Below are 20,695 nucleotides of genomic sequence, written 5' to 3' on the forward strand. Positions count from 1 at the left end.
CCGTCGGCCACACCCCTTCATCACCAGAAAGACGGTTTGCGATGACGCACACCCAGGTCCCGTTCCCCGAAGGCTTCCTGTGGGGCGCCTCCACGGCCGCCCACCAGATCGAGGGCAACAACGTCAATTGCGACTGGTGGGTCAAGGAGCACGCCGCGGGCACCCACATCCAGGAGCCCAGCCTGGACGCCTGCGACAGCTACCACCGCTGGCACGAGGACATGGACACGCTGGCCGGTCTGGGCTTCACCGACTACCGGTTCTCCATCGAGTGGGCGCGCATCGAGCCGGTCGAGGGCCGGTTCTCCCGGGCCGAGATCGCCCACTACCGCCGCATGGTCGAGGGCGCCATCGAGCGCGGCCTGCGTCCCATGATCACCCTGCACCACTTCACCGTGCCGCAGTGGTTCGAGGCGCGCGGCGGCTGGACCGCCGAGGGCGCGACCGAGCTCTTCGCGCGCTACGTCGCGGCCTGCGCGCCGGTGATCGCCGAGGGCGTCAGCCACGTCTGCACGATCAACGAGCCGAACATGATCGCCGTGATGGCCGGCCAGGCCAAGCGGGGCGACAACAGCTTCCCGCCCGCCGGCCTGCCGACCCCCGACGACGAGACCACCGAGGCCGTCATCGCCGCGCACCACGCGGCCGTCAAGGAGGTCCGGGCGATCGACCCGGCCATCCAGGTCGGCTGGACCATCGCCAACCAGGTCTACCAGGCGCTGCCCGGCGCCGAGGAGGTCACCGCGGCCTACCGTCACCCCCGCGAGGACGTCTTCATCGAGGCCGCCCGCGGTGACGACTGGATCGGTGTGCAGTCCTACACCCGGACCAAGATCGGCACCGACGGCCCGATACCGACGGCCGACGGCGTCGAGCGCACCCTCACGCAGTGGGAGTACTACCCGTCCGCGGTCGGCCACGCGCTGCGCCACACCGCCGAGGTCCTGGGCAACGGCATCCCGCTGATCGTGACCGAGAACGGCATCGCGACCGACGACGACAGCCGTCGGGTCGACTACTACACCGGCGCCCTGAACGAGGTCGCGTCCGCGATCCAGGACGGCCTGAACATCCAGGGCTACCTGGCCTGGAGCGCGCTCGACAACTACGAGTGGGGCTCCTACAAGCCCACCTTCGGCCTGATCGGCTGGGACCCGGAGACCTTCGAGCGCCTGCCCAAGCCGTCCGCCGTCTGGCTGGGCGAGATGGGCCGCACGCGCGCCCTGCCGCGCATCGCCGACTGATCTCGGCCCCCGAGCCGACCGACCTCGGCTCCCCCCGACCGGGAGCGACCTGACCGCTCCCGCCCGTACGGGAACCGGCGACACCTGACGGACGCCGGTTCCCGTACAGCAGGGTCCCCCGGACCCTGTGCCCGCGTACGGCGCCGCTCGTGTCCTGCCCTGCTCACGAGCGGCGGCGCACGCGGATGCCGTACGCAGCACGGCGCCCCGCGCCCGCAATCACGACCGACGAACGAAATCCGCCCACCGCCCACAGTCGGTGGCTCTTCTTCGAGGGGTTCTGATGGACCGTCGTACGTTTCTCACCGCAGCGGGGACAGGGGCCGCCGCCCTGTCGCTCGGAGCCGTGACCGCGCCCCCGGCGGGCGCCGCCCAGCCCGTGCGCGGCTCGCACGCCCCGTTGCTCCTGCGCTGGTTCCGCGACACGTATCGCTCGATCGAGGCCATGACGACCGACTTCGGTCTCGCCGTCGACAAGATCGATGTCAGCAAGCCCGGCGCCCCCGTCCAGTCGCGTCAGACCTCCCCCACCAACATCGGCTGCGGCCTCTGGTCGACCGTGGCCGCAGCCGGGCTCGGGGTGATCGACGACGACACCATGCGCCGCAGGCTGGAGCGCACCGTGCGGGCCGTCGAGAAGCTGGAACGCCACCACGGCTTCTGGCTCAACTGGTACGACGCGCACGACGGTTCGGTCCTCACCGAGTGGCCCGGCACCGGCGACCCGGTCCGCCCGTTCCTGTCCTCCGTCGACAACGCCTGGCTGATCACCGGTCTGCGCATCGCCGCCGACGCCTCGCCCGCGCTGCGCCCCCGCGTCGCCCGCATCCTGGCGACCGCCGACTGGTCCTACTACTACACGCCGTACGACCCGGCCGACCCGGTCGCCGGCCCCGGCCAGCTGCGCGGCGGGTTCTGGCCCGACACCGAGGAGCCCACCGGCCACCACTACGGCGCGCTCAACACGGAGCCGCGCATGGCCAGTTACCTGGGCATCGCGGACGGCTCGCTGCCCGCCGACCACTACTGGCACCTGCTGCGCACGATGCTCCCCGAGCACGAGCAGGAGCAGCACCCGCAGGGCAGCTACGTCGCCATGGACGGCGTACGCGTCTGGCAGGGGCACTACACCCACCGCGGCCGGAAGATCGTGCCCACCTGGGGCGGGTCGATGTTCGAGGCCCTGATGGTGCCGCTGTTCGTGCCGGAGGCGGAGTGGTCGCCGAGGTCCTGGGGCCTCACGCACCGCCGGTACGTCCGCAGCCAGATCGAGCACGGCATGGCGGAGGCGGGGTACGGGTACTGGGGCTTCTCCCCCGCCAACATCCCCGAGGGCGGCTACCAGGAGTACGGCGTCGACGCGATCGGCATGCAGGTCGACGGCTACGCCTCCAACACCGACCGTACGTACACGAAGGACGGCGAACCGCTGCCGCCCGCGTCGGCGTTCACCAACGGCGTGGTCACCCCGCACGCCTCCTTCCTCGCCCTGCCCTACGCACCGGACGAGGCGATCGCCAACCTGCGCGCGCTCGACCGCGACTTCGGCGCGTACCACGCCGGATACGGCTTCCGGGACTCCGTCAATGTCGGCACCGGGCGGGTCAGCGATTACCTGCTCGCGCTCGACCAGGGCATGATCGCCGCGGCACTGGCCCAGGCGATCCGCCCCGGCCTGCTGCAGAGGCCGTTCCGGACCGGCGGGTTCCAGTCGAAGGTGCGACCGCTGCTCGCCAAGGAGGCGTTCTCCATCTGAACCCCCTGGAACGTGGTGGCGTACCGGTCCGGGGCGGAGCGCTCGGGGCCCGGCCCCGGCCCGGTACGCCGCCGCTCAGTTCCAGCCCTCGCGGTACGCCGCCCAGTCGCCGTCCCGCGCGGCGAAGTCGACGTAGAGCGCGACCCCGAACCGGTCGCGGGCGCGGTCCGTGCGCCCCAGTCCCAGTCGGGTGCCCCGGACCGCGGCCGCGACCGTCTCGGCCGACTCGTGGTGTCCCAGGTCGTTCTCGTGGAAGAACGGCAGTCCCATCAGCAGATCGGTGCCCTTCGGCGTCACTTCGAGCGCGAGCGCCGTCTGCTGGGCGACATAGCCGCCGAACATCCCCTCCAGGGGCATCCAGGTGTCGTACGACATGACGGCGATCTGGTCGACCCGGCGCGCGACCTGTCCGAAGAATTCCTGCGACCACCATTTCTGCCGGCCGCTGAGCGCGCCGAGCACGCTGTGCGCAGCCGGCAGCGGGTCGATCTGGTGGGCGGCGACCGACAGTTGGGCCTTGCGCGCCCCGGTGAGCGCACCGAGGTCGTCGAGGAGCGAGAGGTAGTGGCGGTCGCCGGAGTGCAGCGGTTCCAGGTCGAAATGGACGCCGTCGAACCCGGCGTCCAGGATCTGCCGTGCCGACGCGACCACGGCGGTGCGGGACGCGGCCCGCTCCAGGCGCAGCCCGTCGGGCCCCTCGGTGGCGAGTACGTCGCCGAGCCAGGCCTGGACCCGGATGCCGGGCAGGGTGCGGTGCACGGTGTCGAGCAGCCACCGGGCCCTCGGGTAGCTCGTGGCGGGCAGGGTGCCGTCGTGTTCCAGCGGTCCGGCGTGGACGTACAGGTCCTTGATGCCCGTCCCCTCGATCCGGGCGGCGAACGCGGCGAGGTCGGCGTCGTCCTTGCGCCCGTCGACCCAGGCGTGGCCGAGCCAGATGGCGTCGCGGCCACGGGTGCGGGTGCCGTCGCCCGGGTCGCCGGAGTAGTTGAGCCGCAGGGCGACACCCGCGGTGAGGACCGGCACCACGATCACCAGGACCGCGCCCAGCGCGATCCTTCTCGGCCAGGTCCACCGGAACCGGGCCGCCCTCTTCCGTATGTCCCCGGCCATGCGCCTGATTCCCGTGAGCACGTCCGTCTCCCCCTGTATGCCGGTGTGCCGTCGCCGTACGAACGGCATCATGGCGCACTTCCCGGGGACCGATGGCGGGCCCGGTCGCCGGGTCGCGGGTGACAGAGGGTGGACATAGCCTCACAAATGTGATGCCGCTCGTGAGTCGTACCCGGATATCCATACCGGGCCGGGCCCTTCTCGCCGTGCTGATGACGGTGTGCTGGCTGGCCCTTCCCGCAGCGCTCCCCGCTCGCGCCGACGGTCCCGTCACACTGTCCCGGGACGGGCAGATCACCGACAAGGTGGGGGCGCTCGGGGACCGCAGGGACCAGGTGCGGGCCGCACTCGACCGGCTGTACGCGGACCGCCGCGTCCAGCTCTTCGTCGTGTACGTGCGGGACTTCTCCGGACGGTCCGCGCAGAGCTGGGCCGATCAGACGGCCGACCGGAACGGCCTCGGCAACGACGACGTCCTGCTCGCCGTCGCCACCCACGACCGGCAGTACGCGTACACCGTCGAGCAGGGCTCACGCCTCACCGACGCACAGCTGAAGGACGTGGCACGCACGGCGATCGAGCCCGCGCTCAGGGAGAACGACTGGGCCGGTGCGGCGATCGGCGCGGCGAACGGGTACTCCGCCGTACTGGCCGGCAAGGCCGTGCCCACCCCGGCCGTCACACCCGGGATCGCCGATCCCGGATCCGGTGGCTCCGGCGGGACGAGCGCCGTGGACCTGATTCTTCCGGTGGTCGTCGTCGGCGGGGCGGCAGTGGTGGCCGGCTACGCGTACACCCGGCGCAAACGGCGGACCACCACCCGCACCACGCCCGGCGCGAAGGGCTGGGGCCCCGCCTCCGCCGGACCGGGCGGTCCGCCGCCGACGCCGTTGCCGGAGCTCGACGCCCGCGCGAAGGAGGCGCTGGTGGAGACCGACGACGCGGTCCGCACCAGCGAGGAGGAACTGGGTTTCGCCACCGCCCAGTTCGGCGAAGAGGCCGCGGCCCCCTTCACGGACGCCGTCGGCCATGCGAAGGGCGAGCTGACGGCCGCGTTCCGGCTGCGTCAGCAACTGGACGACGCCTTTCCCGAGGACGACGCGACCAGACGCCGGATGCTGGACGAGATCATCGGCCGCTGCGCGGACGCGGGCTCTGGCCTCGACGCGGTGTCCGAGGACTTCGACCGGCTGCGCGCCCTGGAACGCGACGCCCCTCAGGCCCTGGCCACGGCCGAGGCGGCGTTCCGGGCTCTCGCCGGGCGCGTCTCCACGGCCGAGGCCGCCCTGGCCACGATGCGCGGCCGGTACGCACAGTCCGCGTCCGCGTCCGTCACCGGTGACATCGAGCAGGCCAAGGACCGGCTCCTGTTCGCCACGTCGAGCCTCAACCGGGCCCGGCAGTCGGTGGACGCCACGGACCATTCCGCGGCGGCGGTGTACATCCGGGCCGCCGAGGGCGCCGTCGACCAGGCGACCACCCTCGTCGACGCCGTGGACCGGCGGCGCCGGGAACTCGCGGAGGCGGCGGACAAGCTGCCCGGCGCCCTCACCGAGACGGAGACCGACCTGGCCGACGCGGGCGGGCTGCTCGAAGGCGCCGGGGGCGGTGCGCCGACGGCGGACCTGCGGGGCCGGATGGCCCGCGCCCGGTCGGTGCTCGCCGATGTGCGGGAGGAGTTGCGGGCCGGTCCGTACGACCCGATCGACGCGCTGCGCCGGGTGGAGGAGGCGGACGCGGCGCTCGACGCGGCGCTGGCCGGCGTCCGCGAGCGGGAACAGGGCGACCGGCGGGCGCTCTCCCTCCTGGACGGGGCGACGCTCACCGCGCGCTCGGCGATCGCCGCCGCGGCCGACTACATCACCACGAACCGGGGAGCGGTCGGCAGCCAGGCCCGAACCCGTCTGGCGGAGGCGCAGCGGCGGCTGGACCGGTCCCGCGAGCTGGCCGGGTCGAAGGATCCGCAGGGGGCGCTGGCCGAGGCGCAGCAGGCGGACTCGCTGGCCGGGCAGGCCCGGAGCCTGGCCGAGCAGGACGTGCGGTCGTACGGGAGCGGTCCGGGCGGCACCCGGGCAGGGGGCGGCGGGGTCAGCGGCGCGGTGCTCGGCGGGATCATCCTCGGCGGGCTCCTGGGCGGCGGAGGGGGCGGACGCGGCGGCGGGGGTTACGGAGGCGGGTTCGGCGGCGGGGGCCGTACGGGGGGCGGGGGGCCCGGCAGCTTCGGCGGCGGGGGCACGCGCGGCCGGCGCGGTGGCGGCGGCCGTTTCTGAGCCGGCGGCACGGATGCCGGCCCGAGGACACATACGGAATCCACCCGGAGAACCGCACTCGCACAAGGAGAGGTCCATGACCAAGCAGACCATTCTCGGCCGCGTCACCCAGCTCGCGAAGGCCAACATCAACGCGCTGCTCGATCAGGCCGAGGATCCGCAGAAGATGCTGGACCAGCTGATCCGCGACTACACGGCCAACATCTCGGAGGCCGAGCAGGCGATCGCCGCGACCATCGGCAATCTGCGGCTGATGGAACAGGACCACCAGGAGGACGTGGAAGCGGCGAAGGAATGGGGCGGCAAGGCGCTCGCCGCGAGTCGCAAGGCCGACGAGCTGCGGGCGGCCGGGTCGGGCGCGGAGGCGGACAAGTTCGACAACCTGGCCAAGGTCGCGCTCGGCCGTCAGCTCCAGTCGGAGAAGGAGGCGAGGACCGCGGAGCCGACCATCACTTCGCAGACCGGGGTGGTGGACAAGCTCAAGTCCGGCCTGGACCAGATGAAGACCAAGCTGACGGAGCTGAAGTCCAAGCGGGACGAACTCGTCGCACGCGCCAAGTCCGCCCAAGCCCAGAACCAGATGATGGACTCCGTCAAGAACATCGATGTCCTCGACCCGACCAGCGAGCTCAGCCGTTTCGAGGACAAGGTGCGGCGCGAGGAGGCGAGGGCGCTGGGCAAGCAGGAGCTCGCCGCGTCGTCCCTGGACGCCCAGTTCGAGCAGCTGGACAGTCTGGGCGACAGCGCCGAGGTCGATGCCCGGCTGGCCGCGCTGAAGACGGCCTCATGACCGCTGCCGGACAGGCCCTGGCCCGGTGGCCCGCTCAGTACATGCTCAGCAGCTGCTCGATCGAGAGTTCGGCGGCCGGCTCCCCGTCGGGCAGGGCCAGCTCGAACCAGACGGTCTTGCCGCGCGGTGTCCGCCTCGACCCCCAGGCCACGCTCAGCAGCCCGACCAGCTGGAGTCCGCGTCCGCCCTCGTCGGTGTCGCGGGCCCGCCGCCGCCGTGGCTGGACGAGTCCGGCGTCCCACACCTCGCACACCAGGGTGCGGTCGCGCAGCAGCCTGAGCCGGATCTCGCCCTCCCCGTACCGCAGGGCGTTGGTGACCAGCTCGCTGACCAGCAGTTCGGTGGTGTCCACCAGGTCGTCCAGGCCCCAGGCGAGCAGCCGGCCCCGGGCCAGTTCGCGGGCGCGGCCGACGGAGCGCGGCTCGCGGGGCAGCCGCCAGTCGCCGACCGCGTCGGCCGGCAGTCCCTGGATACGGGCCATCAGCAGGGCGATGTCGTCCTCGCCGTGCCGGGTGTCGAGCGTGGTCAGTACGTGGTCGCAGAGGTCCTCGATCGGCCGCTGCGGATCGACGAGCGCTCCGCGCAGGGCGTCGAGGCCCTCGTCGAGCGGATGGTCGCGGGACTCGACGAGCCCGTCCGTGTAGAGGGCGAGGAGGGAACCCTCCTTCAGTTCGACCTCGACCTCCTCGAAGGGTTCGCCGCCGACGCCGAGCGGCATTCCGGGCGGGACGTCGAGCAGCAGGGCGGCCTCGCCCGGTTCGACCACGGCGGGCGGGAGGTGGCCCGCGTTGGCGAAGGTGCACCGCCGGGTGACCGGGTCGTAGACCGCGTACACACAGGTCGCCAGATAGACCTCGGAGAGATCCGCCTCGCGGGACTTGTGGGCGGCCCGTGAGGGCCATTGGGAGCCGCCTGACGCGTTGCCGCCGCCGGGGGTGCCGAGTCCGCGGGCGACCTCGTCGAGCGCGGAGAGCACCTCGGCGGGTTCCAGGTCCAGGAGGGCCAGGGTCCGTACGGCGGTGCGCAGTTCGCCCATGGCCACGGCGGCCCGCAGCCCGCGGCCCATCACGTCGCCGACGACGAGGGCGGTGCGGTGGCCGGGGAGTTCGATCACGTCGAACCAGTCGCCGCCCACCTCGGTGGCCGTGTTGCCGGGAAGGTAGCGGCAGGCGATGTCGAGGCCCGCGGCCACCGGGTCGCCGGGCGGCAGGAGGCTGCGCTGGAGGATCAGCGCGCGCTCGTGCTCGCGGCGGTAGAGGCGGGCGTTGTCGATGCAGACCGCGGCGCGGGCGGCGAGTTCGGTGGCCAGTGCGCGGTCCCGCTCACCGAAGGGTTCGCTGCCCTTCGTACGGGAGAACTGCACCAGGCCGACCACCGTGTCGTGGGCGACCATCGGTACGGCGAGGGTGGACTGGACGAAGCCCCGGTCGTCGCCGGGCACGTCCTCGACGTGGCCGGTGCGCAGGGCGATGGCGCACGGCGAGTTGAACGAGAAGCGGTGCACGGAGCCGAGCTCGGGCGAGCCGGTGTCCCCGGTGGTGTCGGGCAGGGCGTCCGACACCGCGCTGGCCAGGGCGACGCGGCGCAGTTCGGCGGAGCCGCCGACGGATACCTGACGGAGCGAATCCCAGCTTCCGGGTGGTGCGTCGTCGCCGGTGAGCAGTCCCTGGTAGAGGTCGACGGAGGCGAGGTCGCAGAAGCCAGGCACGGCGACGTCGAGGAGTTCGCGGGCGGTGGTCTCCAGGTCGAGGGAGTTGCCGATACGGGCACTGGCCTCGTTGAGCAGCGCGAGGTTGCGGCGGGCGCTGGCGGCCTCGCGGGCGGCGATGTGCCTCCGGGTGACGTCGGTGGCCAGTCCGGCGACTCCGATGGGGCGGCCGGAGCCGCTGTGCACGCGGTAGAGGTTCATGGACCAGTGGCGGCTGCCGGGTTCGCCGGGCGCGGTGCCGATGATCTGGAGATCGGTGACGGACGTCCCGGTGGCCAGGACGCGCTCGATGGTGGCGGTGAGCCGGTCCGCCTCGGGGCCGGAGAGGTAGTCCTCGACCGTGCGGCCGCGGTGGTCCTCGGCCCGACCGCCGAAGACGGTGGCGAAGCGCTGGTTGGCGCGGATCACCGCGAGGTCCGTACCGAACAGCACGAAGCCGAAGGGAGATTGGCCGAATATGGCCTGTGACGCGGCAAGGTCCGTCTCGATGTGGCGCAGCGCCCGGACGTCCACGACGATGCAGAGCGCGGCCCGTTCGCCGCTCGCCGTCCCGCTCGGCATCACATAGATCTCGGCGAGCCCCCGCATGCCGTCCTCGCCCGGTATCCGGAAGGGGACGAGGCCCGTCCACTCCTTGCCGTCGAGGATCTCGCCGACTCTGCGACGGCCGTCGGTGCGCAGTTCGGCGGGCATGAACGCCTCGACCGGATCCAGGCCCACCGCTCTGTCCGCGGCAATGCCGAAGAGGCCGGCGGCCCGGCGGCTCCACTGCTCGATCAGGCCATCGGGGCCGATCGAGAAGGAGGCGACCCTGATGTAGTCGTAGATCGAGCCAGGCGGGCTGCTCTGCCACACGATCTCGCCCGCTGTCCCAGGTATTTCGCTCACGCGACCGTCCCCTCCAGCTCACACACCGGACCGGTCCTGCCCGCAGTATTCAGCACTCCGGCCCCAACCGACACGGCGTTCACGATCACAGCACGGTCTCAGTCCCTTTCAGCCAGCTTCTGGCCGACCCCTGGTGATCGCTGTCCGTCCCACTCCACTCCTAACCAGGCAGGGCCAGCTCGAACCACACGGTCTTGCCGGTCTTTCCCCGACGGGTCCCCCAGCGGCGGGCAGAACACGCCACCAGCTGCAGTCCCCTGCCCCCTTCGTCCTCCGGTCCAGCCATACGTTCGGTGGGCGGATCCGGAAGCGGATCGGAGACCTCCACGAGCAGTCCCGGGTGTGCGGCGGGGCCGTCGCCGTTGAGATGAGGGCGCACCAGCCGTACGCCGATGGGGCCCGATGTATACCGCATCGAGTTGGTCACCAACTCGCTGACCAGCAGAACTGTCACATCCCCGACGACCGAGTCGAGCCCCCAGGCACTCAACGCCTCATGGACGGCATGCCGCGCCGATCGCACGGCGCCCGGCACAGCCGGGAAGGTCCACTCGGCGCAATCGCCTCCACTGTCGATCACGCCGACCACTTCCCAAGACCCGCAGCGGGGAACACCCTGTTTACAAGGGTTATTCAGCACATACCCGATATTTGGGGTGAACTATCGCCAGGAACGACACGTGGGGCGTACGGGTGTACGGCCGCGCACACGAACAGATGTGTACAGAGAGAAGGGCGCACAAGGCGATCGGCACGCGCCGCCGTCATGGCGTTCGCCCCGGTCGACCGCCTGCCCAGCGCGCCCCGTACGTACCGGCACCGCACCCGGCCCGGACATGGGTTCTGCTGCTGGTACCCGCGATGCCGTCGGCCATGCAGCGGGAACCCGGCGATGATGGCCGCGGAGCGGCGACGGCGGCGGCCTCCGGAGCGCAGCCCGGCCTCTCCCGCCTTCCCGAACTGCCGGACCGGGTAGGCGGATCGGGCCTCCACATCGCCTTCACCGGAACCGGCACACCCTCAAACACGCCGGTTCCGGGGCCCGTTGCGGGATGTGGTTCCGGTCGCCGGGCGACGGGACGGGGGCGACCCGGACGGGGACGGCTCAGGCCAGCGCGCCGGCGGCCTTGAGGTCGTCGAAGAGCAGTTGGTCGACCGGCGGGACGAGCGATCGGTCGGCGTAGGAGAACCAGGCCATCTCCTCGATCTCGCTGCTGGCGGCCAGCGTCCCGTGATACTCACCGGCGTAGCAGCTCATGCGCACGACCACGCCGTCCGGATGGCCGTGCGCCTGCGCTTCGTACGTACCCATGTGGGACACCGTCGCCGGGAGGATGGCCACGGTCAGCTCCTCCTCGACCTCACGCAGCAGGGTCTGCAGGTCGGTCTCCCGGCCCTCCCGCTTGCCACCGGGGATGTAGAAGACGTCCTTCCCTCGTGGTCGTGCGCAGAGGATCCTGCCGTTCTCCACCCGCACCCATGCCACCGTGTCGATCAGGACCGACATCATTCCGCCTTCGTTCATGTGCAACCCGGTCGGACAGGACCTTAGCGGGGCGGAAGCCGCCTGCCGGAACGCCCTCACAACCGCAGGACCGGCGGGCGACCGGCTCGGGTGACGGAGCACGGCGACCGGCTCGGTGAACGCAGACCCGGTCGCGCGCCGGAGCGCGACCACCGCCCGCCGCGCTCCTCGCGGTCGCTCTACGGCCGGGTGCTCCGCCCGGCCTGCTCCACCCAGTAGAGCTGCTTGTGCCCGTGTTCATCGAGCTTGTCGGCGATCTTCTGGGCCTCGCCCTGCGTGGCGTATCTGCCGACGCGATAGCGATTGCCGTTGTCGTCCTGCCTTATGACCAGCCACGGGAGAGCGGCACCGCTGTCGCTCATCGCGTCCCTCCCCAGCATCGCGCCCCTCCCTCGAACGTCGTGCACGTCACTAAAGATCCCCAGGAAACCGCAGTACGCATATGCCCGAGCGTACGCCTGACCTTCACGCAACGGATACGTAATTACACAAAGAGATACCGATCCGGCCGACAAGGGGGGCGCACCCAGCTGGATGCGCCCCTGTGTCAGTGCCGTCCGCCGCCGCTACCCCGCCTCCGGCACCGCGATGGTCGAGGCGCCGATCGCGAGGTCGGCGAGACAGGTCGGCGAGACAGGTCGGCGAAATAGACGATCCCGCCGAGTGCGCTACCCGCGACCGTGGCCGGCGACCAGCGCCGGAAGGAGTGCGGCGCGTACGTCCGTCGTCGCCGGCTTCCCGCCCGTCGTCCGGTGTGCGGGTACGGATCCGACGGCAGGAGCGGTACATGACAACCTATTGCGGCCGGTGATCGCCCTTCGGTTACGGGAACCGGCCGGGCGTCAACGTGCCGTCACCGGCGCCGGACGGCGCCTCCGCGCACCGGTCACCTGACCGGAAGGTGATAGGCGATCCGGAAGCGATCGGCGGGCACCACCACGTCCGCCGTCTCGACCGCGCGACCCGACGCGTAGTACGTACGCTCGATCACCATCACCACATGACCCGGCACGCCGCCGAGCGCCAGGAGCTCCTCCGCCAGCCCCGGGCGCGCGCCGACCTGCTCGGCCACGTTGTCCACGACGACATCGATCGCGGCCATCCGCTCGACCACCCCGCAACCGCCCAACGGGCCCTCCTCCGGCAGCATCACCGGTGTACGCCCCGTCACGGCGAGCGGCTCCCAGGAGGTGGAGAGCATCATCGGCTCCCCCGCCTCACGGAAGGTGTATGCCGTCCGCATCACCCGGTCGCCGGGCTCGACACCCAGGCGCTCGGCGATCTCGGCGCTCGCCCCCTCCTGTTCACTGCGGGACTCCCACGTCCCGCGCACTCCCTCCGCCGTCTGTTCCTGACGGAACGGACTGGCGCCGGCCGCGGACCGGTAGCCGGAGCGGGCAATCCGCCGCGGGACGGGGCGCTCACGCACATACGTGCCGGAACCGGAGCGCCCCTCCACCAGGCCCTCGGCCATCAGCACCTTCCGCGCCTCCAGCGCGACGGTGTCCGAGACTCCGTACTCCTCGCGAATACGGGCCTGCGAAGGCAGGCGCGTATGCGGCGGCAGCGCACCATTGACGATCTTCTCTCTCAGATCGCTTGCAACGCGCAAATACGCGGGCTGCTCACCGAAAGTCACAGGCCACTCCCAACAGATTGACAGTCTGCAACAGCCTGACAACCGTCGGTTGCGAACCGCAAGCACAGGCCAAAGATTCACCCGAAGTGATGATTCGCCTTGCCCTCATACATATCCGGCTGCTGGCCACCAGAAGGATCTCAGCTCTTCTCACGCCTCATCCCCTCCTCCGGTTGGCCGCAACCGCATTCGGCCCCACGGAGGAGTGGGGCGACCGCCGAAGCAGCCGCCCCACCTCTCCGACGCGTCACGGACGCATCGTCATCGAACCGTCGTCGCCGGGACTGTCGCCTCCGTAGCCGTCGCCGCCGGGACCGTCGTCGTCGGAACTGTCGTCATCAGAACTGCAGGCCCCAGGAGTTGATCTTCCCGGTGTCCCCCGCCGCATTATCGGCGACCCGCAGCTTCCAGGTGCCGTTGGCCACCTCCGACGAGGCGTTCACCGAGTAGGTGGTGTTCACGTCGTCGGCGCTGCCACCGGTCCCGTAAGCCTTCAGGTTGTAGACCGAACCGTCGGGCGCGACCAGGTCGATCTTCAGGTCGCCGCTGTAGGTGTGCGTGATGTTCACGGGCACGCCCAGCGTGGCCGGCGCGTTGCCGGTGACACCGGTGACGGTGATCGGCGACTCGACGGTGGAGTTGTCGCCGATGGCGTAGCTCGTCGTGCTCTCGAACTTCTTGCCGCCCGGCGGAGTGGTGGTGCCGCCGCCGACGTTCAGCAGCCGGTTCGGTGAGCCCGTGCCCGGGTTGGTCACCACTCCGGTGCTGGCCGCGGCGACCAGTCCGGCGGAGACCTGTGCCGGGCTGTCGCTCGGGTGGTCGGCCAGGTGGAGGGCCGCGGCGCCGGCCACGTGCGGGGTCGCCATCGACGTACCGGAGATGGTGTTGGTGGCGCTGTCGCCGGTGTTCCAGGCCGAGGTGATCGACGAACCCGGGCCGAAGATGTCCAGCACGCTGCCGTAGTTGGAGAAGCTGGAGCGGGCGTCGGTACTGGTGGTGGAGCCGACCGTGATGGCCTCGGTGACCCGCGCGGGGGACTTCGTGGAGGCGTCGGTGGACTCGTTGCCCGCGGCGACGGCATAGGTGATGCCGGACGCGATGGACTTGCGCACGGCGGCGTCGAGCACCGAGTCCGCCCCGCCGCCCAGGCTCATGTTGGCCACGGCGGGCTTGACGGCGTTCGCCGTCACCCAGTCGATGCCCGCGACGACCTGCGCGGTCGTGCCGGAGCCGCTGTCGTCGAGGACCCGGACGGCGACGATCTTCGCCTTCTTGGCCACGCCGTACGCCGAACCGGCGACGGTGCCCGCCACGTGGGTGCCGTGGCCGTAGCCGTCCTGCGCGGTGTTGTCGTTGTCGATGGCGTCGTAGCCGTAGGAGGCCCGGCCACCGAAGTCGCTGTGGGTGATCCGCACACCGGTGTCGATGATGTACGCGGTGACACCCTCACCACCCTTGTCGGGGTAGGTGTAACTCTGGTTCAGCGGAAGGGACTTCTGGTCGATCCGGTCGAGTCCCCAGGAGGGCGGCGAGGGCTGGGTGCCGGTGACCCTGAAGGTCCGGTTCTGCACCACGGACTCGACGGCCGGGTCGGCGGCGAACTTCTTCGCCTGGCCCTCCGAGAGCTCCACCGCGTAGCCGTTGACGGCGGCACGGTAGGTCTTCTTGATCTTGGCGCCGTACTCCTCGGCGAGCGCCTTGCCCTTCGCGGAACCCGCGTCGGCCGCCGATTCGTCGAGCGTGACGATGTAGCTGCCGCTGATGGTGCCCGGGGCGCCCGCGTTCTGGATCCGGCCCTCCGCCGCCGGCCCGGACGCCGAGGCGGGGAACACCGCCGCGCCGGAGAGCGCGAGGGCCGCACCGGCTATGACACTCGCCGCGGCGATTCTTCGGCGTGCGTGGGGGGTGTGCCGCGTCACTGACATGTGGGGGTCCTCCTCGATTGCGGTGCTCTGGTGGGGGGGGTTCACGTGCGGTCGAGACGGAACAGGGGCCGGACGGCATGAGCATGACAATCAGCTGCTGCGGGTTCCACACTGTCCACGGCCCTGCCGACAGCGAAAGATTGACCGATTCTTGGAAATCGCACAAGGGTGTGTTGAGCTCCGCAATACCTTCGCCACGGGGCTGCCACACGCCTGACATGCTTACGGGCATGCCCGCATACATCTGCCCGCAGGACGGCACCCGCGCCGAGACCACCGCTCTCACCTGGTGCTGCCCGGTCTGCCGCGGCCCCTGGGACCTCGAATTCGAAGCCGCCGGCGCGCTCTCGCTCAACTCCCTGGCCGGGCGCGTCAATTCACTGTGGCGTTACGAGGAGGTGCTGCCCCTCTCCTCGCCCGCGATCACGCTCGGCGAGGGCCGCACCCCGCTCGTCCCGCTCACCGGCACGGTCTCGGCCAAGCTCGACTTCCTGATGCCGACGCTCTCCTTCAAGGACCGCGGCGCGGTGATGCTCGCCGAGCTGGCCCGTCGGCTGTCGCCCGAGCGCGTCGTCGCGGACAGCAGCGGCAACGCCGGCACGGCCGTCGCCGCGTACTGCGCCCGTGCCTCGCTCCCCTGCACGGTGTACGTCCCCGAGGGCACGTCCCCGAAGAAGACCGAGCAGATCCGGGCCCACGGCGCCCGCCTGGAGATCGTCCCCGGCGACCGCGAGGCCACCGCGGCCGCCGCCCGTGCCGCCGCCGACGCCCCCGGCACCTTCTATGCCTCGCACGTCTTCAACCCGTACTTCCTGCACGGCACGAAGACGTATGTGTACGAGATGTGGGAAGACCTCGGCGGCCGGCTTCCGGACGCCATCGCCGTACCGGTCGGGAACGGCACCCTTCTCCTCGGCGCGGCCCTGGCCACCGCCGAACTGCACGCCCAGGGGCTGATCGACCGGCGCCCGGCGCTGATCGCCGTACAGGCCGAGGCCGTCTCCCCACTGGCCGCCGCCTTCCGCGCCGACGCCGACGGACTGCCCGACACCCCGGCCGGCCCCGCCGCACCCACCCTCGCCGAGGGCATCGCCATCCCCCGCCCGCCGCGCGCCCGCGCCATCCTGGCCGCGGTCCGGGAATCGGGCGGCACCTTCCTCACGGTGACCGAGGATCAGATCCGTTCCGCACAGCTGGATCTGGCCGCCCGCGGGTTCTACGTGGAGACGACGGGCGTCGCCTGCTGGGCCGCGGTCGGCGGCTGGACGGACCGGAGCGTCGTCGTCCCCCTGTGCGGCGCGGGTCTCAAGACCGGTCTCGCGACCTGACGGAGCAGTCCACCGGCGTCCGCTGCCACGCCTGCCGCCCCGTCAGCCGTTCACCCCGCGTGCCGCGCACCGCCACGTGGCAGGCGCTTCCCTACCTTCGTACGGTGAGCCTCTCGCGCAATTGTCTCCTCACGTCCCTCGCGCCCCTCGCGCCCCTGGTCGCGGGCGCCCTGATCGCGTCTCCGAGCCCCTTCTCGTACGCGACGGCGCCTCCTTCCGCCCCTTCCGCCCCCTCCGCTCCTTCCGCCCCTTCCACGGCGACCACCGCCTGCGGCCGGGACACCGATCCCTCCTGGGCCCCGACATCCACCCGCTTCGGCGAGGCAGCCGGCTACGACCCCTACACCGGCAACGGCTACCTGGGTCACCGGGTGCCCCCCGCGGGCGCCGGATACGCCGTCTCGGGCGAGAAGACCGGCTGGCCGCTGTTCACCCCGCGCTACGACGGCGCGTTCGTCTCCGGCCTGTTCGGGCGCGACAAGGATCTCGCCGCCGGCCGCGAGGTGGTCGCCGCACTGCCGAGCTGGACCGACCTCGACGTACGCGTCGGCGACGAGACCTATGGCTCCGACACGCCCCCCGGCCGGATCTCGCACTACCGTCAGACGCTCTTCCTGCGCTGCGGACTGGTGCGCACGTCGCTGCGGTGGACCACGACCGACGGGCGCGCGACCGACCTGACGTACGAGGTGCTGGCCGACCGGTCCGATGTGCACACCGGTGCCGTACGCCTGCGCATGACACCGCACTGGAGCGGCACCGCGACCATCACCGGCCGCCTCGACCCGAGGGGCGCGCGCCGGCTCGATCTCGACGACGACGGAACGTTCCGCACCCGGGGCACCGGCACCACGGGCGCGATCGTCCAGACCGTGCGCTCCGGAGCGCCGGGGGCCGGAGCGCCGGGGGCCGGAGCGCCGGTCGCGGCGCGGAGCACGCACCGGGTGCGCGACGGGCGTACGTACACCTTCGAGAAGTACGTCGGCATCGACACCGCGCTCACCTCCCCCGCCCCCCGCGACGCCGCCCGCGACGCCGCCCGGCGCGCGGCCCGGCGTGGCTGGTCCGGGGTGCTCACCGCGAACGCGGCCGCCTGGCGGCGGGCATGGGCGGCCGACATCTCCGTACCGGACAGCCCCGAACTGCAGAAGTGGCTTCGGGCGGCACAGTACGGACTACTGGCCTCCATCCGGGCCGGTTCGCGCGACAGCATCGCACCGGCTGGTCTGACCAGCGACAACTACGCCGGAATGGTGTTCTGGGACGCCGAGACCTGGATGTACCCGGGGCTGCTCGCCACCCGCCCCGAGCTGGCCCGCCCGGTCGTCGAGTACCGCTACCGCACCCGCGACGCCGCCCGCGCCAACGCCCGGAAGCTGGGGTTCCAGGGCCTGTTCTACCCGTGGACGAGCGCGAGCGGGGGCGATCTGTGGTCCGAGTGCCAGAGCTGGAACCCCCCGCACTGCGTCACCCAGAACCATCTTCAGGGCGATATCTCGCTGGCCGTCTGGCAGTACTACCTGGCGACCGGGGACCGCGACTGGCTGGCCGAGCGCGGCTGGCCGCTGCTCGAAGGGATCGCCGACTTCTGGGCCTCGCGGGTGACCGCCGACGACGACGGCGGCTACTCGGTAAAGGATGTCGCGGGCCCCGACGAGTACAGCAACGGTGTCAACGACGGAGTCTTCACCAACGCGGTCGCGGTCATCGCCCTGCGCAACGCCACCCGTGCGGCGCGACTGCTCGGACACCCCGCACCGGCCGAGTGGGCGCGGATCGCGGACGGCCTGCGCATCCCGTACGACCCCGCACGGAAGCTCTTCCTCCAGTACGCGGGCTACAACGGCTCGACGATCAAGCAGGCCGACACGGTGCTGCTGATCTACCCGCTGGAGTGGCCGATGGAGCCGGGCGCCGCCGCGTCCACCCTCGACTACTACGCGGAGCGCACCGACCCGGACGGCCCGGCCATGACCGACTCGGTCCATGCGATCGACGCGGCCACGATCGGGGAGCCCGGCTGCGCAACGTACACCTATCTCCAGCGTGCCGTCCGCCCGTTCGTGCGCGGCCCGTACGCCCTCTTCAGCGAGGCCCGGGGCACGAAGTCGGGTGCCCAGGACCCTCTTTCGGGCTTCCCCGCCGAGGACTTCCTCACCGGGAAGGGCGGGTTCCTCCAGATCTTCACGCACGGTCTGACGGGCCTGCGGCTGCGGGAGGACGGGGTACGTCTCGATCCGATGCTGCCGCCGCAACTGGGCAGCGGCGTCACACTGACGGGCCTGCGCTACCGGGGCCGCACGTACGACCTCGCGATCGGCCCCCGGACGACGACGGTCCGGCTGACCTCCGGCGCCCCCTTCACCATCCACTCCCCCGCAGGCCCCCGCCTGCTCACCCGCACGCTCGCACTCCCCACCCGCCGCCCCGACCTCGCAGCGACGACCGACGCGGCCCGCTGCCGCCCGGCGACGGCGACATCGGAAGCCCCCGGCCTGTACGCGGCCGCCGCGGTGGACGGCAGTCAGGCCACCGCCTGGTCCCCGGACGGCGCGACGGGCGCACTGACGGTGGACCTGGGGCGTACGGGCGCGGTGACCGCGGCCGAACCGGAGTGGGCGGACACGCGCCCCTCCTCGTACCACCTGGACACATCACCCGACGGCACGTACTGGCGGCCGTACCGTGCGGGGGCGGTGGCCCGCCTGGTACGGCTGACGGTCGAGTCCGATGACGCGCAGAAGCCTGCGGGCGTACGGGAGTTGAGGATCACGCAGCCGTAGCCGGGCGGGCGTACGAGACGCCGACCGCGGGCGTGGGCGCGGGCGCGGGCGTGGGCGTGGAACCTGCTGCCGAAGCCGTAGCAGCGGCCGAGCAGTTCCCCCGATCGGCTGCGGCCCCGGCGCCTCAGCCCTGCGGATGGAAGTAGCCGGCGCCCTTCTCGATCAGATGCGAGGCATAGGCCCGCCCCAGGGCCGGCTTCCCGCGGTACATGCCCACGTAGCCCTGCGCACTGTCGACCACGACCGGGCGCGCGAAGCAGGCGAACTGATTGCGCTGCTTCTCCTCCGCCCACGCCATCGCGGCCGGATCGATGCGATCACTGACGAGAACGGGGAAGGCCGCGACACCGGTCTGCATCCCGACGGGCAGACCGCCCTTGTTCTTCTTGGCGTACGCGAGCACCTGCGTGGTGAATGTGTCGATGACGGGCACGGTGACCTCGGGCACGGCGGCGGCCACGGTGAACAGATGCAGATTGGTGGCCGCCCACCGCATCCGGAAGTCGGCCCGCCGCCCGACGAGGACCGGGACTCCGGACCAGTCCTCCCAGCGCGGGGCGCAGGCATCGGCCGCCAGTCGGCTCTCGACCGAGACCAGGTAGTTCCGTATCGACTCTTCGCTCATGGCCGAGATTGTCCACGGACCGGCCCGGTTCGTGGAATACGGGGCGACGGACATCCTGCGCACCGGCCCCGGGCGCGCGCCGCCTCCGGCGGACCGTCAGCGACTGCTGCGGTGGCCGTTCCCCGGGCTCGCGGTGAGACGGGCGCCCGAGGGTGCTCGCGGGGGCCTGCCCTGGAGGCGCGCGGCCAGCTTCCGGATCGCGGGGAGCCTGGCGCGCAGCGCATCCCCGGGACAGTTGGTGGCGAAGCCGTCGCGGTGGCCGGAGATGGCGTCGAACTCGGCCGAAGTGCCCTTGGCGTAGCGGCTCTTGCCGTTCGTGGAGGTGAGCCGCACCTTGTCGGCGGCGTCGATGCCGCTCAGGCCGAGCTTCCATGCGGCAAGGGCCGCGATGGCGTGTTCCATGGCTGCCGGTACCGATGCCCCCGCTCCGAACGTACCGATCGCCGCGATGCCCGCTGTGCCCTGGTTGAACCCGAGGGTGTGGGAGCCGACGACGGGCCGGTCGGCCCCGCCGGCGCGGCCTTCGTAGATGGTGCCGCACTTGTCGACGAGGAAGTTGTAGCCGAGGTCGCCCCAACTCCGGTCACGGGTCTGGCCCGTATACAGATTGCGCAGGGTACGGGGGACGTTCGCGCAGTCGTAGCCGTTGGGGGTGTCGGTGTGATGGATGAAGACCGCCCTGACGCCTTCCGCGTAGTGGGCCCGAGGGTCACGTTTGGTCTCGTCGGCCCGCCACTGCGCACGGGACACGATGGCGGGCCGGGGCACCGTGCGGGGCAGGACCATCGACGTGGCCCCGAGGGCCGGGAACGGCCGCCCGATGTCGACGTCCGGCACGGCCGGCTGCGCGACCGCTTCGGGCTGCCATGCGGATAGGGACCCTTCGGGAGTCGTGTCGCGGACGGCACGGACCGTCGCCACTCCGGCAGGGGCCGCCAGGAGGGGAAGCGCCATGGGAACCGTGACCCACAGCGCTATTCGGTACAGACGCACAGGGAAAACCTTCTTCGTCTTTCGCCGGGATGTCGGCGGGAGCGCGTATGCCCACAGCTTTGCGGCGACAGGTTTCCGGCGCGCGCCGGGTTAGTGCAGACAGGCGAGCAC

At 71.6% G+C, this 20,695-nt stretch carries 15 protein-coding genes; 6 read left to right on the forward strand and 9 right to left on the reverse strand.

Going from position 1 to position 20,695, the window contains the following annotated elements:
* The first annotated feature begins 41 nt into the window (after positions 1-41).
* Both OG611_RS01605 and OG611_RS01610 read left to right on the forward strand, forming a co-directional pair.
* Positions 42-1,244, forward strand: coding sequence for a glycoside hydrolase family 1 protein (locus OG611_RS01605; RefSeq protein ID WP_266414784.1), 1,203 nt, complete (start codon positions 42-44; stop codon positions 1,242-1,244).
* Positions 1,245-1,527: 283 nt separating this feature from the next.
* Entirely contained in the window at positions 1,528-3,000 is a 1,473-nt protein-coding gene (locus tag OG611_RS01610; RefSeq protein WP_266414785.1) for a glucoamylase family protein, read from the forward strand.
* A 75-nt stretch (positions 3,001-3,075) separates the two neighbouring features.
* On the opposite strand, the gene OG611_RS01615 is transcribed toward OG611_RS01610, so the two are convergent.
* Positions 3,076-4,110 carry a hypothetical protein gene (locus OG611_RS01615; protein ID WP_266425447.1) on the reverse strand — a complete coding sequence of 345 codons (1,035 nt, stop codon included), beginning with the start codon at positions 4,108-4,110 and terminating at the stop codon, positions 3,076-3,078.
* Between the two features lie 161 nt (positions 4,111-4,271).
* On the opposite strand from OG611_RS01615, the gene OG611_RS01620 reads away from it, so the two are divergent.
* A complete protein-coding gene (locus tag OG611_RS01620; RefSeq protein ID WP_266414786.1) occupies positions 4,272-6,380 on the forward strand; it encodes a TPM domain-containing protein in 2,109 nt (702 codons plus the stop codon).
* A gap of 76 nt (positions 6,381-6,456) precedes the next feature.
* Positions 6,457-7,170 (forward strand): PspA/IM30 family protein, encoded by a 714-nt coding sequence (locus OG611_RS01625; RefSeq protein ID WP_266414787.1) that lies wholly within the window; start codon positions 6,457-6,459, stop codon positions 7,168-7,170.
* Positions 7,171-7,204: 34 nt separating this feature from the next.
* Here OG611_RS01625 and OG611_RS01630 read toward each other — a convergent pair whose 3' ends face one another.
* The 6 genes from OG611_RS01630 to OG611_RS01655 form a co-directional block, all read right to left on the reverse strand.
* Positions 7,205-9,733: a SpoIIE family protein phosphatase gene (locus OG611_RS01630; RefSeq protein WP_266425450.1), complete on the reverse strand. Its 2,529-nt coding sequence runs from the start codon at positions 9,731-9,733 to the stop codon at positions 7,205-7,207.
* A 193-nt stretch (positions 9,734-9,926) separates the two neighbouring features.
* Complete coding sequence (locus OG611_RS01635) at positions 9,927-10,355, reverse strand: ATP-binding protein (protein ID WP_266414790.1); 429 nt, start codon at positions 10,353-10,355, stop codon at positions 9,927-9,929.
* Positions 10,356-10,871: 516 nt separating this feature from the next.
* Positions 10,872-11,276, reverse strand: a complete 405-nt coding sequence (locus OG611_RS01640) for an NUDIX domain-containing protein (RefSeq protein ID WP_266425453.1) — start codon at positions 11,274-11,276, stop codon at positions 10,872-10,874.
* A gap of 194 nt (positions 11,277-11,470) precedes the next feature.
* On the reverse strand, positions 11,471-11,710 hold the full coding sequence (locus tag OG611_RS01645; RefSeq protein ID WP_266425456.1) for an SPOR domain-containing protein: 240 nt from the start codon (positions 11,708-11,710) through the stop codon (positions 11,471-11,473).
* A gap of 467 nt (positions 11,711-12,177) precedes the next feature.
* Positions 12,178-12,930, reverse strand: coding sequence for a GntR family transcriptional regulator (locus OG611_RS01650; protein ID WP_266414792.1), 753 nt, complete (start codon positions 12,928-12,930; stop codon positions 12,178-12,180).
* A gap of 338 nt (positions 12,931-13,268) precedes the next feature.
* On the reverse strand, positions 13,269-14,855 hold the full coding sequence (locus OG611_RS01655; protein WP_266414793.1) for a S8 family peptidase: 1,587 nt from the start codon (positions 14,853-14,855) through the stop codon (positions 13,269-13,271).
* Positions 14,856-15,085: 230 nt separating this feature from the next.
* Between OG611_RS01655 and OG611_RS01660 the strand changes: the two genes are divergently transcribed.
* Both OG611_RS01660 and OG611_RS01665 read left to right on the forward strand, forming a co-directional pair.
* The gene (locus OG611_RS01660; protein ID WP_266414795.1) at positions 15,086-16,183 is read left to right on the forward strand and encodes a threonine synthase; all 1,098 of its coding nucleotides are present in this window, start codon (positions 15,086-15,088) and stop codon (positions 16,181-16,183) included.
* Between the two features lie 104 nt (positions 16,184-16,287).
* Positions 16,288-18,966 carry a glycosyl hydrolase family 65 protein gene (locus OG611_RS01665; protein ID WP_266414796.1) on the forward strand — a complete coding sequence of 893 codons (2,679 nt, stop codon included), beginning with the start codon at positions 16,288-16,290 and terminating at the stop codon, positions 18,964-18,966.
* A gap of 124 nt (positions 18,967-19,090) precedes the next feature.
* Here the strand turns inward: OG611_RS01665 and OG611_RS01670 are convergent, their stop codons facing one another.
* Both OG611_RS01670 and OG611_RS01675 read right to left on the reverse strand, forming a co-directional pair.
* On the reverse strand, positions 19,091-19,591 hold the full coding sequence (locus tag OG611_RS01670; protein WP_266414797.1) for a levansucrase: 501 nt from the start codon (positions 19,589-19,591) through the stop codon (positions 19,091-19,093).
* Between the two features lie 96 nt (positions 19,592-19,687).
* Positions 19,688-20,545, reverse strand: coding sequence for a peptidoglycan recognition protein (locus tag OG611_RS01675; RefSeq protein WP_266414798.1), 858 nt, complete (start codon positions 20,543-20,545; stop codon positions 19,688-19,690).
* Between the last annotated feature and the right edge of the window lie 150 nt (positions 20,546-20,695).

Origin of the sequence: Streptomyces sp. NBC_01363, from assembly GCF_026340595.1 — a bacterium.
Classification (GTDB): domain Bacteria; phylum Actinomycetota; class Actinomycetes; order Streptomycetales; family Streptomycetaceae; genus Streptomyces.

Bases quoted from the DNA above. Each gene is read 5' to 3' on its own strand.
- OG611_RS01625 (WP_266414787.1), top strand. From the start codon at position 6,457: ATGACCAAGCAGACCATTCTCGGCCGCGTCACCCAGCTCGCGAAGGCC.
- OG611_RS01605 (WP_266414784.1), top strand. From the start codon at position 42: ATGACGCACACCCAGGTCCCGTTCCCCGAAGGCTTCCTGTGGGGCGCC.
- OG611_RS01615 (WP_266425447.1), bottom strand. From the start codon at position 4,110: ATGGCCGGGGACATACGGAAGAGGGCGGCCCGGTTCCGGTGGACCTGG.
- OG611_RS01655 (WP_266414793.1), bottom strand. From the start codon at position 14,855: ATGTCAGTGACGCGGCACACCCCCCACGCACGCCGAAGAATCGCCGCG.
- OG611_RS01610 (WP_266414785.1), top strand. From the start codon at position 1,528: ATGGACCGTCGTACGTTTCTCACCGCAGCGGGGACAGGGGCCGCCGCC.
- OG611_RS01640 (WP_266425453.1), bottom strand. From the start codon at position 11,276: ATGATGTCGGTCCTGATCGACACGGTGGCATGGGTGCGGGTGGAGAAC.
- OG611_RS01660 (WP_266414795.1), top strand. From the start codon at position 15,086: ATGCCCGCATACATCTGCCCGCAGGACGGCACCCGCGCCGAGACCACC.
- OG611_RS01675 (WP_266414798.1), bottom strand. From the start codon at position 20,545: ATGGCGCTTCCCCTCCTGGCGGCCCCTGCCGGAGTGGCGACGGTCCGT.
- OG611_RS01670 (WP_266414797.1), bottom strand. From the start codon at position 19,591: ATGAGCGAAGAGTCGATACGGAACTACCTGGTCTCGGTCGAGAGCCGA.